This window comes from Paenibacillus sp. T2-29 (assembly GCF_052921365.1).
In genome coordinates this window covers 668,206-684,130 of the sequence record NZ_JBREVE010000001.1, presented here as the reverse complement: position 1 = coordinate 684,130, position 15,925 = coordinate 668,206, and the positions used below count along the sequence as shown (strand labels likewise).

26 protein-coding genes are annotated in these 15,925 nt (G+C 48.2%); 24 read left to right on the top strand and 2 right to left on the bottom strand.

Going from position 1 to position 15,925, the window contains the following annotated elements; all coding sequences use genetic code 11:
* Window positions 1–15: 15 nt before the first annotated feature.
* From ACU1JV_RS03450 to ACU1JV_RS03435, 4 genes are all read left to right on the top strand, one after another.
* Entirely contained in the window at window positions 16–966 is a 951-nt protein-coding gene (locus tag ACU1JV_RS03450; RefSeq protein ID WP_413986658.1) for a tyrosine-type recombinase/integrase, read from the top strand.
* A gap of 15 nt (window positions 967–981) precedes the next feature.
* Window positions 982–1,242 carry a type II toxin-antitoxin system HicB family antitoxin gene (locus tag ACU1JV_RS03445; RefSeq protein ID WP_413986657.1) on the top strand — a complete coding sequence of 87 codons (261 nt, stop codon included), beginning with the start codon at window positions 982–984 and terminating at the stop codon, window positions 1,240–1,242.
* Window positions 1,243–1,378: 136 nt separating this feature from the next.
* Window positions 1,379–1,984 carry a hypothetical protein gene (locus tag ACU1JV_RS03440; RefSeq protein WP_413986656.1) on the top strand — a complete coding sequence of 202 codons (606 nt, stop codon included), beginning with the start codon at window positions 1,379–1,381 and terminating at the stop codon, window positions 1,982–1,984.
* Window positions 1,985–2,058: 74 nt separating this feature from the next.
* A complete protein-coding gene (locus tag ACU1JV_RS03435; RefSeq protein ID WP_413986655.1) occupies window positions 2,059–2,610 on the top strand; it encodes a hypothetical protein in 552 nt (183 codons plus the stop codon).
* Window positions 2,611–3,106: 496 nt separating this feature from the next.
* On the opposite strand, the gene ACU1JV_RS03430 is transcribed toward ACU1JV_RS03435, so the two are convergent.
* Complete coding sequence (locus ACU1JV_RS03430; RefSeq protein WP_413986654.1) at window positions 3,107–3,355, bottom strand: helix-turn-helix domain-containing protein; 249 nt, start codon at window positions 3,353–3,355, stop codon at window positions 3,107–3,109.
* Window positions 3,356–3,755: 400 nt separating this feature from the next.
* Between ACU1JV_RS03430 and ACU1JV_RS03425 the strand changes: the two genes are divergently transcribed.
* The 3 genes from ACU1JV_RS03425 (at window position 3,756) to ACU1JV_RS03415 (ending at window position 4,690) form a co-directional block, all read left to right on the top strand.
* Complete coding sequence (locus ACU1JV_RS03425; protein WP_446724495.1) at window positions 3,756–4,037, top strand: hypothetical protein; 282 nt, start codon at window positions 3,756–3,758, stop codon at window positions 4,035–4,037.
* Window positions 4,038–4,130: 93 nt separating this feature from the next.
* A complete protein-coding gene (locus ACU1JV_RS03420) occupies window positions 4,131–4,331 on the top strand; it encodes a hypothetical protein (protein ID WP_413986652.1) in 201 nt (66 codons plus the stop codon).
* A gap of 2 nt (window positions 4,332–4,333) precedes the next feature.
* Window positions 4,334–4,690, top strand: coding sequence for a hypothetical protein (locus tag ACU1JV_RS03415; RefSeq protein ID WP_413986651.1), 357 nt, complete (start codon window positions 4,334–4,336; stop codon window positions 4,688–4,690).
* Between the two features lie 115 nt (window positions 4,691–4,805).
* Here ACU1JV_RS03415 and ACU1JV_RS03410 read toward each other — a convergent pair whose 3' ends face one another.
* A complete protein-coding gene (locus ACU1JV_RS03410) occupies window positions 4,806–4,976 on the bottom strand; it encodes a hypothetical protein (protein ID WP_413986650.1) in 171 nt (56 codons plus the stop codon).
* 369 nt (window positions 4,977–5,345) lie between these two features.
* Here ACU1JV_RS03410 and ACU1JV_RS03405 point away from each other — a divergent pair, with 369 nt between their 5' ends.
* The 17 genes from ACU1JV_RS03405 (at window position 5,346) to ACU1JV_RS03325 (ending at window position 14,720) form a co-directional block, all read left to right on the top strand.
* On the top strand, window positions 5,346–5,786 hold the full coding sequence (locus tag ACU1JV_RS03405; protein ID WP_413986649.1) for a helix-turn-helix domain-containing protein: 441 nt from the start codon (window positions 5,346–5,348) through the stop codon (window positions 5,784–5,786).
* A gap of 72 nt (window positions 5,787–5,858) precedes the next feature.
* The gene (locus ACU1JV_RS03400) at window positions 5,859–6,269 is read left to right on the top strand and encodes a hypothetical protein (RefSeq protein WP_413986648.1); all 411 of its coding nucleotides are present in this window, start codon (window positions 5,859–5,861) and stop codon (window positions 6,267–6,269) included.
* On the top strand, window positions 6,244–6,678 hold the full coding sequence (locus ACU1JV_RS03395) for a hypothetical protein (RefSeq protein WP_413986647.1): 435 nt from the start codon (window positions 6,244–6,246) through the stop codon (window positions 6,676–6,678). The genes ACU1JV_RS03400 and ACU1JV_RS03395 overlap by 26 nt, the downstream gene beginning before the upstream one ends.
* Window positions 6,679–7,066: 388 nt before the next feature.
* Entirely contained in the window at window positions 7,067–7,921 is an 855-nt protein-coding gene (locus ACU1JV_RS03390) for a hypothetical protein (protein WP_413986646.1), read from the top strand.
* 81 nt (window positions 7,922–8,002) lie between these two features.
* Window positions 8,003–8,227 carry a helix-turn-helix transcriptional regulator gene (locus tag ACU1JV_RS03385; protein WP_413986645.1) on the top strand — a complete coding sequence of 75 codons (225 nt, stop codon included), beginning with the start codon at window positions 8,003–8,005 and terminating at the stop codon, window positions 8,225–8,227.
* Window positions 8,228–8,292: 65 nt separating this feature from the next.
* Window positions 8,293–8,505 (top strand): hypothetical protein, encoded by a 213-nt coding sequence (locus ACU1JV_RS03380; RefSeq protein WP_413986644.1) that lies wholly within the window; start codon window positions 8,293–8,295, stop codon window positions 8,503–8,505.
* 157 nt (window positions 8,506–8,662) lie between these two features.
* A complete protein-coding gene (locus ACU1JV_RS03375) occupies window positions 8,663–8,800 on the top strand; it encodes a hypothetical protein (protein WP_413986643.1) in 138 nt (45 codons plus the stop codon).
* A 28-nt stretch (window positions 8,801–8,828) separates the two neighbouring features.
* Complete coding sequence (locus tag ACU1JV_RS03370; protein ID WP_413986642.1) at window positions 8,829–8,981, top strand: hypothetical protein; 153 nt, start codon at window positions 8,829–8,831, stop codon at window positions 8,979–8,981.
* Window positions 8,978–9,256, top strand: a complete 279-nt coding sequence (locus ACU1JV_RS03365) for a hypothetical protein (RefSeq protein ID WP_413986641.1) — start codon at window positions 8,978–8,980, stop codon at window positions 9,254–9,256. Before ACU1JV_RS03370 ends, ACU1JV_RS03365 begins: the two co-directional genes overlap by 4 nt.
* Window positions 9,253–9,573, top strand: coding sequence for a cold-shock protein (locus ACU1JV_RS03360; RefSeq protein WP_413986640.1), 321 nt, complete (start codon window positions 9,253–9,255; stop codon window positions 9,571–9,573). Before ACU1JV_RS03365 ends, ACU1JV_RS03360 begins: the two co-directional genes overlap by 4 nt.
* Before the next feature lie 20 nt (window positions 9,574–9,593).
* The gene (locus ACU1JV_RS03355) at window positions 9,594–10,295 is read left to right on the top strand and encodes a hypothetical protein (RefSeq protein ID WP_413986639.1); all 702 of its coding nucleotides are present in this window, start codon (window positions 9,594–9,596) and stop codon (window positions 10,293–10,295) included.
* Window positions 10,296–10,395: 100 nt separating this feature from the next.
* On the top strand, window positions 10,396–10,971 hold the full coding sequence (locus tag ACU1JV_RS03350) for a hypothetical protein (protein ID WP_446724494.1): 576 nt from the start codon (window positions 10,396–10,398) through the stop codon (window positions 10,969–10,971).
* Between the two features lie 58 nt (window positions 10,972–11,029).
* Window positions 11,030–11,374, top strand: a complete 345-nt coding sequence (locus ACU1JV_RS03345; RefSeq protein WP_413986637.1) for a hypothetical protein — start codon at window positions 11,030–11,032, stop codon at window positions 11,372–11,374.
* A gap of 42 nt (window positions 11,375–11,416) precedes the next feature.
* Complete coding sequence (locus ACU1JV_RS03340) at window positions 11,417–13,453, top strand: phage tail tape measure protein (protein WP_446724493.1); 2,037 nt, start codon at window positions 11,417–11,419, stop codon at window positions 13,451–13,453.
* Between the two features lie 18 nt (window positions 13,454–13,471).
* Entirely contained in the window at window positions 13,472–13,606 is a 135-nt protein-coding gene (locus tag ACU1JV_RS03335) for a hypothetical protein (protein ID WP_413986635.1), read from the top strand.
* 112 nt (window positions 13,607–13,718) lie between these two features.
* Window positions 13,719–14,150, top strand: a complete 432-nt coding sequence (locus ACU1JV_RS03330; protein WP_413986634.1) for a DUF6623 family protein — start codon at window positions 13,719–13,721, stop codon at window positions 14,148–14,150.
* 267 nt (window positions 14,151–14,417) lie between these two features.
* Complete coding sequence (locus tag ACU1JV_RS03325) at window positions 14,418–14,720, top strand: phBC6A51 family helix-turn-helix protein (protein WP_413986633.1); 303 nt, start codon at window positions 14,418–14,420, stop codon at window positions 14,718–14,720.
* Window positions 14,721–15,925: the final 1,205 nt, after the last annotated feature.

Sequence of the window (15,925 nt, the reverse complement as noted above, 5' to 3'; positions counted from 1 at the left end):
GAGAGGAGTTTGAACATGGACTACAAAGAGAAAAGAAAGAAAATCATTGAACAAAAGCAGAACAAGGAGCTGTTGGAGATGAACGAGGCTATAACTGGTTTCCTCCAGTCAAGGAAGCTCAAAAATCTGACCGAAAATACACATGATTTTTACTTTCAGACCTTGAGTAAGTTCAAAGAGTTCCTAGCCGAAAATGACGTATCGCGTCCTATAGACGTTATTACAGAGGACGTCTACGAATTTATACAACGAAGATTAGACATAGGTAATAAAGCGTCTACAGTCAACAAATATATTAGAGGTCTGCGCGCGTTCTTTAATCACTTGCATAGCTCGGGCTACTTAAATGAAAACCCAATGGAACCGATTGATAAGCTCGTTGAAGAAAAGCGCATTAATCGCACGCTAAGTCGCGAACAGGTTATTGCGTTATTGGACGCGTCTGATAGAGGTACGATAGCCGGTTTCCGCGCCTACGTTTTCCTACTCGTTCTCTTGGATACTGGGATACGCTTGGAGGAGGCGTTGACCTTTCGTGTCCATGACGTTTACTGGCAGGAGCAAGTGATTCAAATTTACGGGAAGGGCCGCACAGAACGTGTCGTACCATTCAGCGAAACTTTGGCGCTAAGATTGCGTGAATATCAGGAGATGCGCGGAGAACAGGAACACGATATTTTCTTCGTGAATGCGGAGGGACAGCCGCTTAAACGCCGCTATGTACAGGAGCAGATAAGCGATTACGGAAAACTGGCGAATATCAAGGGAGTTCGCGTATCATGCCATTCACTGAGGTATACGTTTGCGCGCAATTACTTAATGAATGGCGGTGATATTGTTTCGCTTATGTCGATCATGGGCCACAAGACGTTGGAGATGGTGAAACTCTACGCAGAGATGTATCAGCCGGATATCTCCGTACAGCATACGAAATATTCACCGGTAAATTCGATTCTTAATGATTAGTAGGAGGCGTCACTTATGAAAAACCGCTACGTATACCCGGCCATATTCGATTACGCGGACGACGGAATCTCCGTCAGCTTCCCGGACTTACCTGGCGCCTACACTTGCGGCGACACGGATGAAGAAGCGCTGTATATGGCGAAGGATTGTCTTGCGTTGCACCTTTACGGAATGGAAGCGGATGGTGACGACATTCCGGAACCCTCACGCGTGCCTGACGTTGGAGCAGAGGCGAACCAGTCCGTTGTGTTGATTGACGTATGGATGCCGAAGTAACTATACGTATATGCGGACTCATTTAGGCGATAGTGCGTAGGTGGGTCCGCTTTTTTTCATTCGTAGGAAAAATATACTAGATTACGAGGTTGTTACATAGTAAAATATGTCTATATTAGTCGAGAGGATGTATTTTATGGGTGAATTAAGTAGTTATGAAGTCGTAGAGGAAAAGCAGACTGCGCCATTAAATAAGCTTGCGTTAATCGCGACGATACTGGCGGGCGTTGCAATTGTTGCGGCGATCGTACTGTTCGTGGTGAACCACAACCTAAAGGCGCAGGTATCTTCGCTAAAAACGGAAAACGCTGCGCTGGCGAAGTCGGTGGATGACGTTAAGGCAGCGCAAGATACTAACGCGCAAGAAATAGCTACATATAAGTCAGTCGCTTATATGACGGAAGCAGCCCACGTTATCGAGGGTTCAGTAGTTACCGATGATTTCGTAGTAGATCGTATATACTTCAACCAAACGGATGGGGGCGCTCTTGGTAGCGTAACTATGGACGTCACTAATCAACCGCCGATGGCGCTGGCGTATAAAGGAAAAGGTGCCTACACTGTTGGTGACCGCGAGTTGAGAGCGAAGGCTGACAGTCTTATCGCGGCGGCCAAGAAGTATTACGGTGAAGCGCCGGGTATGCCGAAATGGACGGATTCCACAGCCGTTAGCTTGTCTGTCCAAAACTACGATATTGGTAGTTACGCTGACGGCGAGTTTAAGCTGGTTGGGGAGAAATAGGCTAGACAGAGTATTGAGTCTCCAGTGAGTGTGATCGGACATTCGTTATTATCACGATATAAGGAGAGTTATTAATGCAATCAGATAAAGAAGCCTCAATATCTATTAGGAGTTACATGGCAGAAATGCACAATGATGCTTTATATTATTTATCTCAAGCAAACGGGACAACCGACTTATTCCCTCGATATCGGTTTTTCAGATCGTCATTAATCAATTTTTGTACCTCCGCAGAGGCCGCTATGTCGACTATAGTATATAACCATCTCAAGTCTAATGAGCTGACCTTATCGGATGATGATAAGAAATTATTAGATAAATTAAACGATCCACAATCTATTCCACCATTTTCTTTTCGCTCTATTGCTAATAAAATTAAGACAATTGAGAGATTGTTTAATATGATTATTCCTGACGAAGTGAAAAGTTCTTATGTAGAGTTAACAGAAACTAGAAATAAAATTATACATTATTCAAGCTCTTATAAAGAAATAATATACGAGAATGGAACCATAGAAGCAAAAGCAAAAGAGGCTCCACAAATCGTTGACGACTTTTTAAGCGTTCTTTTTAGTTTAGTAGGACTAAGTGGAGGTTTTTATAAAAATCGTAAGCCTAACTACTGAGCTAAAGCTAAAATAAACCTCGAAAAAAGGACCATGCCTATTAAAAAGGTTAGCGGTCCTTTTTCAATTTTCAGTAATGTCTTTTTGGCTGCTCTAAGTATCCATTCATATTCGCGACATCTTCAGGATTTTCTGAATTGGTAGAGGAGATGCAACAATTCGGATTAGCGTCTAATTTTGTGAACTGTGCGATTATTTGACCCAATACAAGTCTTCATTAAATATTTCACCGTAAAATCGCCGTAAATTAGTCCGTTTAAGCCTACGTTAGGGGATACGGAAGGGTACGATTGGGGGTGCTAATTTAACGCTGATTTCACGTAATTACAAAGGGAATTGATTTCGCGTATGCCCTCGCTTATTGAGTCTATGCGTGCGTTAACGTTGTCGATCTTATTTATCGTAACGCGTTGCTTGTGATTTAGTTCGAGGACGAGTGCGTGAATTTCGTCGTTCATTTCCATAATAGGCCTCCTACGTAAAAAAGACCGCGAGATTAACGGTCTTCTTTTTTTGGTTCGGTACTTTCTTTGGCACTCGTTATGTATTTAATCAAGTCCCCCGGTTGACAGTCTAATACGGAGCAAACCCGATCAAGAGTCTCAATAGTTATAGACTTTACGTCAACGCCCTCGTTTGTTACCCATTGGCTTATGGTATTTGGACGGATACCTGAGCTTTTAGACAATGCATACATACTCATTTCTCTTTTTCTGAGCATCTCTTCAAGTGTAAAACGAATCATCCGCGATCCTCCTTGTAATTAATTTTATTTTATCATAAAAGGGGCTTGACTCTAATAACTCATTGGGTTATTATCGTATCAGGTTATTAACGTATTGAGTTAATAAAAAGTTTCATTCATATCCCGAGCAACATCGTACTGTTCCGAAGCTACGCCGCAACTCATCCTATAATCCCGCTAGGAGGCGAATCATATGTCAATCACGTTAGGTTTCATCCGTAATCGTCGCGAAAGTAACGTCATCATCACGGTCGGAAGTGGCCGCACTCGTCAAGAACTCCGCGTTACATCGGAATTATTCTTTTCTATTATACCGCAAGCTAATCCGTTTCTCTACGGTGATACAGTCGAAACAACTCCGGCACAACTCGTCGAACTCGGCTTTGAATTGGACGCAGAAATGAAGCGGGAAGTCTTCCGTGTCGTCCGTCCGCTAGTTACTCCGGCGCAAGTCCGCTACGTACTCGATCCGATCACAGGGAACTACATAGTTCGGTACGTCGGTACACGTCAGGAACTCGTAATACAGCCGCGAGCTTTTTGGAAATTAGCGGGAGTCAGTCGGCGGTCGCCGCTCGGTAGTTTAACGCTATCAATGGACGTAATGAAGGAACTCGGATTCATTGTCGGGAAGGGAGGCGTCCAGATTGAACGCAGTAAGCAATTTATCAACTACGCGTAACATCGTACTATCGCGTAAGAATCGCAAACGTATTGTCGCAATTCTTAAGTTTATTTACGCTGTCGTGTTGATAGCGCGAGAGGTGTTGACGTAATGTCGTACTTGGAAATATTCACGGATTATCGGCTTGGTTCCGAAACGACGAGCGAGGCGTTAATGATCGCATCCCGTTTCTATATACTTGCGGTCGGTAACGTATTAGAAAGTCCGCACTTCACCGATGCCGAACGAATTGAAACGTTAAAAGAACTAGATACAGCATTTAACAACGTATTTCCGAATGGAGGCGCTTGAGTATGGATGGTATCTCTGTTCTCGAAAAGATCGTTATTTTGCACGTATGGGAAGACGACGACCTTGACTACGACATGAGCGAGGGCTTCCTCGTCAAACCGGGATACGCCGCTTTTGTACTGGAGGGAACCGTCTATCTATCGAAGGTTGAGCGGATATACCAGACGGGCGTCAATCGGTTTTATATCGAAAACCGAAACACGTCTAGCGTTAGACTCGCAACCAACGTCACGCGAGATCCGGCTGTAGTCATACCGGAGATCGTTACCAAACTGCAAGGCCGTGATGTCATCGAATGGTTGACGCAAGACGTCCTCAATCATATGGTCGGAGAGTTTCCGTTTCAGGTTCTCCGATGAACCCGCGTGTGTTCGAAAATGACGCCAATCATTTCGGACACTCAACGGGGAGGAGACGCGCGTGTATTACCTATTATCCGGGCTGCCTTTGCGCCAACATTGGCGGCTAAACGTTTCAAATCCGTACTTTCCGACGCCAATCGGAGGAACCAATCGCTGAGTAGCGCCAACTGCTCGGTAAACTTCGGTCGATAGCGAAAGGACGCGCCAACGTCCCAACTACCGGCCAGCTTCGATAATTCCTACGTCCGGATACGGCAATATCCGTCAGGCAGGCGTAGTTCACATAAATTTTTCATCCTCGGACGATCGGCCGGTAAATCCGGTTCAGGCACCGGTCGTCTGCTTGTTATATCGAGTAATACGCAGGATAGGAACATAGGTTCCGTTTTGTTACAAAAAAGTTGTTCGTTAATGTGCGGCGGTAGTCACGTGTCCCACTTTCGCAGTTTCGTGTCCTATTTATATATAGGGGGTAGTTTTTACGACCCTGTGCGGAGTCAAAATTCGTCGTAGATAATACAGTATCCGATGTGCGAAGTGCGTGAGGACTTTCTACATACTTGCGTGCACGATTACGCCGCGCATTCGATTAGGTAGACCGCGGGTTAACCGCATCTCATATAAACCAAACGAAAAGGGAGCGATTTTAATTATGACAAATGCATTGTTGACACGGGAGCAGTACGTAGCTAAAAAAGCTGGAGAGTGGGCCGAGAAGGGCGCGCGTTTTAAAGAGCGGCGAGAAACACATCGCCTTACACTCACGAAGGTTGCGGAAGCCCTCGGCATTAGTCCAAGCACACTTCGACGGTTTGAGTTAGGTCAGCCGGTACGTTCTTCCAACATCATTGAAAAAGCATACGACATGTACTTTGACCTCAGAGTTCACGCTTTTATGTGTGCGGAAGATAACGCGGAGTTGGTTGCGGATTATTTAGTCGATCAAGAAATCGGAGGTACCGGAAAGATTGAGATTAGGAAAAAGGAATATACGAAGGTAGCAGAAATTGACACGGGTAATCCCGATCTTAACGTGGATATCGCTATTGAGCTATGCGAGAAATCTGGAGGTAAATATTTCTTTACGTATTAATCGGCGTTACAACGCGGCGGCTCCGTTGTGGGCTGTCGCTCAATTATCTTATGGGAGGAGGACGCGATTCTTATGACGATCGACACGGGGAAATTACGGTCTCATGAACGGGACGACTGGTTCGTTAAGGTCCCGGTCATACTGTTCCGGCTGTATCCGAAACTCGAAGGTTTTACCGTGGAAACGGCGGGCTTTTACGGCTATTTACGCTCCTGGTGTCAAAACAAGCCGAGTCACCGATTATACGGTAAAACGTGGCTAAATCAACGCGAAATAGAGGCGCAAACGGGGCTATCTCCGTACAAAATACGCCAGCACACGGCTACGCTTTGCCGTTACGGTTTGCTCAACGTCACAAAGTCCGATCGCATTCCGAACAAGCTCATATACGAACCGCTTGAGCCGCTGACGTACGCGGAATTTCACGAGAAATACGAGATAGGAGGGAGTACAGAGGATGAGCGACCTTCGGACGTTAGCTAAGATAGCTACTAAACAAAAAGAGATCGTCCTAGAGCGGGGACATGGCGGATACTCGCCTTCGCTCCATTCGCTCTTTCGCGTTCATTTAGTTGAGATGGGGGAGAAATACCGGAAGAACGACGCGAGAGACGCAATTCTACTTTTGCTTTACCTTCACGCGTATGTGAACGGAACCGAGGCGAACGATTACTATATGTGGGCGTTCCCAACGGTAGAGCAAATACGTGAAGATACGGGGATACACGGTGACCGAATTAAACCGTTGTGCCGGATGCTTGAGGTAGAGGGCCTTTTGATTACGAAGAAGATACCGTGGAGAGGAAACGTTAAAAAGATTTATCTTCCGCTTTACTATCCGCGCTTAGAGGAGGCTGTAGGAGAAGCGATTCCTGTAGACGGAGTGGCTTAAATCCCGTTCATGGGAATCGTCGTACTCCGTTTATAGGAATGTAATAAGAACGAAGTAACAAGAACGAATAAATAAGAATAAACATTACGACATCATAACCTGTTTCGGGATAGAAGACCACTATCCCTCACGCGTCGTCATTCGCTTACGCTCATTCCTAGCGAAGTATCATACGCGCATTGAGATAGTCACATATAGATTTTCGCGTGAGAACTTCCACTAGGAAGAACAACAGATACGCGGACATCAAAATATTAAGTTTCCATTGTAGGAGGGGGATTTATTGGAAGCAGCCAAAAAGTTAGTTGAGTACCAACATAGTCCGCAACTTGAGCTCACCGTCACGCCATACGTAGACAGATATGATTATTCTGGAGACTCCAGCGAATTGTTCCCGAACTGGACGCGTGCCAACTATCGGGCCTACGCTAAGCATCCGCTTGAGCTGAGGCTGAAGATAGCGGAGACAATGGTCGAATTATATGACGCTTATTATTTCGATGCTCACATAGGCGGTGACGGCAGGTTTCGGACGCGGCTCGATAAACAGCGCTTGGAACGGCTGGCGGATTATGTTCTCGCTGAAGATCACATTAACGGGTTATCAATTTTACGTGACCCATACGACAAACCTCGTGATCGTGACGTTGATGTTCCGCCAGGTGAGGGAGCGCGAGAATTTATGAGGAAGCACAATATACGGATTTACTGTGAGGCTGACGCAGAGGATATCGCCGAGAAAATGGGCGTCAAGCTATGTCGTGTGTGCCGGTACCCTTTCGAGGGCCGCGCGAGTAAAGTGGATTGCGGACAAAGTTGCCGCCGAGTATCTAAGACGCTGTGGGAACGCCACGACAGATACGGAACTGTCAAACTTGAGGGCGAGCGAAACCGCACGCAATTGGAGTACGGTTTCTACAATCCCCAGGAGATGGAGGACCTACAGGAGCGCTCTGAGCGGTCATTCGGAAATCCAAAGAAAATTGCGAAGATGATTGATGCGAAGATGCGGAAGGAAGGGCACGGTCGAAAGAATACTGTGCAGCTCGTGGATAAGAAGGGCACTGAGAGTGCGGGCTACCTGGATGGGGAATATAGGTGGACGAGTAACCGGAACAAATACAAGGGCAATGAACATTCCATATGGTGGGGGCCGGTAGTCACGTATAACATGTATGAACAACCATTGACAGATGAGTTTGTAGAATGCCGCAAGCCCCGTACTGTCCACATTTCCGCCTAAGGTGGGAAGGGAACTAACGTTCCCGTTAATTTTATTTAAGGGACAGGCGTTATTACAAATAGGACAAGGGGGTCTGTGATAATGGATGGGACAGGAGTTCGCGGCATTCGCGTTATGACCGGTATGACGCAGGCAAGTTTCGCGGAGGCTTTATCCGTGAGTCAGTCCTGCATATCTGACGTTGAAAACGGCCGTCGAACGGTTTCCCGAGACCTGCGAATCAAGATCGCGCAGGTTTTCGGAACGGGTGATGACGTTTTAGCTGCAATTCAACGTGCAAAAGAATCGACTAAGCTGGCGCTTTAATAAGCGTCTTTATTTTTGTCTTTTTACTTCATTGCTTTAAATTGCAAAAGCGAGGAGGGCCTTACGTGGGTAACAAGATATGGCGGATCGATTCGGACAACCTCGCAGCTTACACAGAGGATGCTACCGTTATGGCGAAGGTCAAGCGTAGCTATTCGGATTTTCACGTCATGGCCGAGTATTTCCGATTCGGACAGTTAATTGCGATTCAGTATCGTGTACCGGAAGCGCGGAAACGGTCAATCAAGCGCCTGCTAAATTGCCAAGTCAGCGCATGACGGCGTAGTATCCTATACGTTGAATTAGCGTGGTAATAACGTTTTAGACAAGCGGAGGAACTATGACCCTCGGCTTGTTTTTGCGCGTCTGAAATCAAGCGAAAACACGGAAATGAGTACGGATTATGCACGGTTTTAACGGGAGGTGAGCTAGTGAGTGATCGAGAGGACGCGGCTACATATTGTCCGTATTACAAGCCGGATTCAAGCTGCGTATTGCTTCACGCGATGTCAAAAGCGGATAAGCGGTGTAAATCCTGGCGCGGCGATGATTCCGTTCGCTGTCGGTATTTGAGTACACAAGTAGCGAGGAGGTCGTAAACGTGAATCCGCAGTATCAAACGGTCGTGACGTTCGCTGACGGTATAAATGTTACATTCGGTGACTCCGTATCCCGCGCGTGGATTCGATTCGCTGCGCCTATGATCGCGGAAGAGGAACGGAGAAAAAGAAAACGGAAGGAGAAACGGAAATGAGCGATCAATGTACGCAAGTTATCCATAAGCAAGAGGGCGACCAGGATATCGTTAAGATTTATGACGCGTCCGGCATTGATACACTGACAGGGACTTGGCCTGTTAATACAGAGAGGACAGCGCTAGAAAGCGCCGTTGATGCGCTATGGTCTGGGTACTTCGAGGTACAAGATCGGCGGCACCTTTTCGGGAAATATCCGGTTGCCGTGGTGTCAAATGTCAATGGAGCGGTGGACCAGTTTGTTAAAGAGTTTGAAGGGGAGGAATCAGCGTGAGTAAATTCATCAATTCAAAAACGTGGTCAGGCTGCATCGGCACCGGCGACGAGATCGCCAGCATCGGCCCGTCACTCGGTATCAGTCGGAAGGAGTCGGATAAGCCGGCGAGAGTAAAGCGTAAATCCGGTGTAGTTTCGTACTTTAGCGATCGGGGCTACGGGTTCATCTCGTCCGGTGATAACCGCGTATTCTTCCATCTATCCGACTGCGAATCGTTCGATACGGCGGAAGTACCGGTCGGCTTGCGCGTGAGTTACGTGCTAACGGAAGGTAGGGGCGGCAAGCCTGCGGCGGCGGACGTACAAGCAAACTAAACTAAAAGGGGAAATGAACAATGACAACTTACAACGATACTATCCAAAAAGTAAAAGATTTGATTTATGGAGATGGCTCCATCATAGCCTCTCATGATATCTTCACCCGTGTAAAAAAAGAGGTTAAAGAAGCGCAAGAAGACCCGACTTTATCGGGCATAGGCATCGCACAAAAGGCGCGTGGAATACGCGAAAAAGGGGCTGTCGAACTGGCAAGGATTATCCGCGCCAATAAAGCCGACATAGATGCCGAGTTGGACGTAGCTGAAAAGAGCGTCCGCGCTGTGATTAGCTCTCCGAATCCCCAACCGTCCGCCGAGCAATTACGGGAGTTCACCGATAAGTACGGCTCTCTAAAAACGGAATTGCTCGTATTCAATAACAAACGCGCTGCCCAACAGCTCCTAGAATTTATGGAGGACATCCGCGATCCGTACATTGCCAAAATCATCGTAGACGACTTTGCAAATACCGGCGTCGAACTGAACAAACACATAACCGACCCGTTACGATTGCGGACTTCATATGAGCAAATAAAGGCTACGGCAGAGACAGACGCGAAGACACAGGCAAGACAGAATCTTGACGAGATTGCTCGACTTAGGGCTGCGCAGCCTGTTAACTCAATGGTCCGATTAGGAGCCGCCCCTACATTGGGCGAAGAACTCACGGACAAGGTATTGCGGGATTACGAGTCGTTTTTACAAGTACATGGAGAGTGAACGGATAGTAGAGAGGATGGTTTAAATGGTTAAATTACCGCAGAAAGTACAAGACGCAATTAAAGCGTATCATGACGTCAAGGCACAGATAGACAGGGTAGTGGAGGCTCATTATTCCCATGCCGTCGAGCTGTCCACAGAACTCGAAAAAACCAACGCAGAACTTCGGGAAGCGGGGGACGCAACGCTAGACGATCCGACACCCAAAAATGTACATCGTGAGGCCGAGTTGCAACGTAAGGTTGCCGAACTCACCAGTGAACTCGCGGCTGCCAAAGCACGAGCGTCTAAGGCGTCCGTACGGTCATCCGATGAGAGGAGCGCACTTGCGGAAGTGGCAATGCGTACCGGGCGGGCTGAGGCGATGGACTATTTCCAACGACATTATGACGATAAATTGAGAGTAATTGAGGATGCCAAGTATGTGTATTTGAGGGCGCTCTTAGACTTGTATACTCTGAAGAAAGATGCGTCTGATATCTACAAGAATGCCGTAGAGGCGACAGAGCCCGGTCGAGAGAAATGGGAAAACCGGCCCTGTTTTCAGGAAACGGCGTTACACTGGCGCGGAGGCGGACGTCAGGTGTGGGGGATTTCCGATATGGAGATCACGAGGGCATACAATTACGGCAAGATACTTCGGACAAGCGTAGCGCCTGGCAGAGAAATCGAATAGCGATACCACGGAGGTCCTTCGGGGCCTCATTTTGTTATATCCAAAAGGGGGAGTACGAATGAGCAAGTCTAAACTACCGGACAGCGTCCTCGCTGATATGGAGCGCGTGACGCCCGTTATCCGACTGGTTGAATCGGTCTTAACGCACAAGCGTCCCGGTTCGTATGATTTCGCAGATAGCTTTCCTGAGCAGGCAGCGATATGGAACGAAGTGGCCGCAAAATTTGAAGCTTCAGACATGGCGCGTGTACAAGCGATGGGTTACCGCATGAAGAAACTACTTCCCGCGATCGACGACGTAGACGCAGCCGTTCGAACCGGAAAGAACGTAGCAGGATCGGCAATTGCCGTTTACAAGGCGTTAGGGCTACTGGTGCGTGCGATTGAAAGGACGGCGATCTAAATTTCATTCGATCTGATAGGACACTTACGCCTAGTCGACGATATGAGCCGTCCCATGCGCAAGGCTTTTAGCAGCATAACGAAGTTTGGTGTAGCGGCGACAGGACTCGGCGTAGCGGTAACGGGCGTCGGATTCGCTGCGGACTCCGTCAAGAAGGCCATGGATTTCGAGGCTCAAATGAAGACGGTTCAGGCGTTAACCGGAGCGACCGACGAGCAGACGAAGGCCATGCAACAACTCGCGCTCCAACAAGGCGCATTAACGAAATATAGTGCGCTTGAAGCCGCGCAAGGGATCGAGGAACTGTTGAAAGCGGGCATGTCCACCGCGCAGGTCCAAGCGGGCGGTCTTAACGCAGCGTTGAATCTCGCGACGGCTGGCGGACTCGGCCTAGCGGAATCTGCGGAAATTATGTCGACCGCGCTTAACTCGTTTAAGAAAGACGGCTTAACTGCGGCACAAGCTGCGGACATCTTGGCGGGCACGGCAAATGCGTCGGCTACGGACGTACACGATTTACGTTACTCGTTGGCTGCTGTTGGTTCCGTTGCGGACGGCGTAGGGCAGTCGTTTAAAGATACGAACACAGCGTTGGGATTGTTCGCGAATAACGGATTGAAAGGTTCAGACGCAGGTACGTCGCTGAAAACGATGTTATCGAACCTCGTGCCAATGACGGACAAGGCGTACGCAATGTTCGAAGACTTTAACCTCTTGACCGTAAATACTACGGACGCACTCGCTTTTATGAGCAAGAAGGGCATTAAGTCTACGGGTACTTCCGTCCAAGCAGTTACGAAAGATATCGAGAAGTACGTCGCAGCTCAGACGGGGCTCAAGGTCGGAACGTCTAAGGCGGCAAAGGAAACGAAGAAGTTTTTGACCGAAAGCAACTTGATCCATTCGTCATTTTACGATAACAAAGGCGAGATTAAAGACTTGGCGCAGGTAGCGGACCTGTTGAAGAACCGATTCGGTAAGCTTACGAACGAGCAACGTCAATACTACTTGCATCAGATATTCGGGTCCGACGCGATTCGTGCCGGTAACATCCTCTTTAAAGAAGGCGCGGCGGGCGTCAAGAAGTTTCAGCAGGAAATGGCGAATGTAACTGCGCTCCAAGTCGCGACCAAGAAGATGGACAGCGCAGCGGGTGCGGTCGAACAGTTCCAGGGCGCAATCGAAACGTTGCAGATTTCCGCGTTGCTTCCGACGATGCCGATCCTGAAGAAGCTCGCTCAAGCTGCCGCAGACTTCGTTGTTAAGTATACGCCGCAGATTACCGCAGCGGTAGAGCGTACGGTCAATACCGCTAAGACGTTTCTCAAGGATAATTTTATTAATAACCCGGAGTTTACCAAACTTCCAGACATTAAAAGTAAAGTAGCGTTCGCCTTCGAAAAGATAGAAAAGGCATTTGCTCGTTGGTGGAATGGTGGGGGACGGGTAACTGTAGAGAACTTAACTGCACAGGTTGTCCAGTTCATGGCCTCGTCTCTCGAAGCAGCCGTACCAACGTTTGTGAGTGTCGGGTTAAAACTTGGATCTGGATTAATTGACGGGATACAAAAGGCGATCGCTAATGACCCTATCGCTAGTGCAGTAATTAATGGCGGTGGCGGTGCGATAGTTGGTGGCGTGTTTGGTCCTGGCGGTGCGCTCGCAGGGGCTGCAATAGGAGCAGGCGGCGGTGCATCTAACGTCTACATTGGCCAGGGAGCGAAGTCTCTTGGATCGAGCGACGCTGTGAATGGATTCTTTGACTGGACGAATAAGCACTTGCCTACGTGGATGGGCGGTGTTCCGGATGACCAGTTGGTGGCACATAACGCTGAACGTCGAAATAAGCTCGGCAATAAACACGCAGGCGGACTCGACGCCGTGCCTTTTAACGATTATCCTGCGCGTCTCCACAAAGATGAAGCGGTCTTAACGAAGCACGAGGCGTCTGAATGGCGCGATCAACAACGTGGCAAAGGCGGTAACGCTCCATCAATCATCATACAGAACGTAACGATTAATAGTGATATGGACGTTGAAAGGTTCGCCGGTATGCTAGCACGCCGTCTAGCTATGTAACGAAAGGAGTACCCGTTCATGAGCGAACGACAGTTCGAGCTTAGGCGGGATCGGGAAACGTCCGGTTCAGCGGCAGAAGCAACGGGAACGGACGGAAAAGACTACAGTAGGCAACGCGACGCAAGCGGACAGGCTACGAGAATTGGCGTGTAGATACTGGCGGGGGCCTTTATCTTAGTCTGAGTAGTAAATTTTGTAATAATATTATGTTTAACGGAATATTGTTAAATCGAAAAGGCAAATTCCTACAACTGGGAGGAAAACTATGGCAATTACCGCGATGTGGACCCATGGCAATTCGGTCGTACCCGAAACACCAGAATTGCTCGACCAAAATACTCGCCTTGGTTTTGGAACACAGGTACGCCTTAGAAGAGGTACCAACCAATGGTTTCACGCTCCGATGCCCTCGCCGGTACTTCTTAACGGCGTTCGCCCGAAACTTACACGCGTCTTTATTCTAGGTTACTCAGACGTTAGTAGTTGCATAAGAAGAGTGCATATTTTTGACGGCGCACAAAGAGTACAGGATCATGCGGTACTCATTTGTGGTAACAAACTCGTTATTCAGTCTGAAAATACTATTCTAACGGGCTCGCAGCCTATCTATTACGGGCTAGGCATCTCGATGTTCATAGAATCGGCAACTTTCGCTGCATCGTACCTTTTCGCTTCATTCGGAGCCGACTGGGAATAAGTCGTCTTCGGAAAGTTGTGACCCAGCGACAGATAAGCGTGTATGGCATTAGTAGCTAGCCATTGGTATTCCATTCAGCAAGAGAAACGTAGAGTAACTGAAAGGGCCGCCGTCGCGCGGTCTTATTCCCGTTTGGGAACGCCTGATGCGGGCAAACTCCGCACGCCCTTACGTTAATTTCACGTAAAGGAGCTACGAACATGGCCGAATTTAATAACGGGCGGGCTACGGATCGCCCTTTTTACATACGGAAGGAGTTGCGTTACAATGGCGAATAAGAAGCGCAAAAGACGGGCACGACCACCGCTTGACGAGCGCCATAGGCTTGCAATCGAAATGCTAGCGCGCAAGGGTGTACACGACACGATGGATGAGATTGCGTCCCTATGCGGAGTGGATAGGCGGACACTGTTCCGCTGGAGGCAGCGTGAGGATTTTAATAAAGAATACGAGAAGGTACACCGAGGGTTTATATCCGCAATACGTCGACGACATAGGAGTGCGGTAGATTGGCTCGCGCTTTCAGCGGATGAACTCACGGAGAGATGCCGGATGCTCGGCCTTATTTAAGCTGCGAGTCGGTTCGGATTCATACCGTATGCGAAATCGGGTGTCATGGCGTTATATCAGCGGTATATAGGGCTTTCGCGGCTGTTTATCGCGTCCCAAAAGTGTACTTTATAGCGAATTTTCCTACACGAGCCTCCTGACGCGTGGCCCCTTCGGAATTTTTCGGATACGAAAGCGTGCTAATAGCTGAAGGTCCAGTTAGGGCGCGGAGTTTCGCGGTTTTATAGCTACGGAAACTTTCGGGTATGACGGATTTACGCTATACATTCCGGCTGCATACGTTATGCATAATGGCCGAAAGAACCAGCGCATTTCACTGCATACGCTACCAGCGGGTAGGTGGCCGGACATGGCGTAAAGCCGCGTAGCTGCGGGATTTATACGGAGTATACGCTGGTAATGTATATACAGTGCATAGGGTACGTTTATGCAGCGCGGCATCAACCGCATAACGGCGCGGGTTCCGAGCGCAGACATATGCACAAAACATATGTATTTTGTACACATGTCCGTGAATATCCGCTGCATAAAAGACGGACGGATGGCACGTATGGCAGCATGTGTCCGATCGAAAATAACGCTTATTTACGATATCAAAAGCGAATGAATAAGCGTGTTTTTGCGTGGAGATAGCGAGGGCCGTACCCCCAAGCGCCCCCCTCGCGCGGCCCGGAATCTGGTGCGAAAACAATCCGCGTATCAAAATAAACCTCCGAAAATTATAAAGCGCTCGTCTACGGTTATGATCCGTGGGCGGGCGCTTTTTCTTCGTTTAAGGGCGCTTGTATACCGGAAATATTTACCGTATAATATAACGGTAGCAACCGCACAGGAGCGGGAGCCTACAAAATCACATCACGCATAAATGAACGGTGAGGTCCTCGGGTACTTGTCGTCAATTTAACGTATATAATCGGTGTAAAACGTTGATACAGCGCGGTTTTCACGAGCTTACTAATCGTAAGTGACTTAAAATCCTGCGGTAGGTGACTACCGTACCGGTTCGATCCCGGTCCTCGGCATATCAGTTTTGTTGCATGAAACCCTTGATATTCAAGGGTTTTTTGCTTTTTTAGTAATTGAGACCATAACACTCATATCACAGGGAGCGAGCGCCTTTTCGCTTTTGGGGACGGATTGGGGACGAACTTTTGGATCGAAGACGTCAAGGTGTGCTGTCGTTTTACGACGGAGCTTCTTGGTGA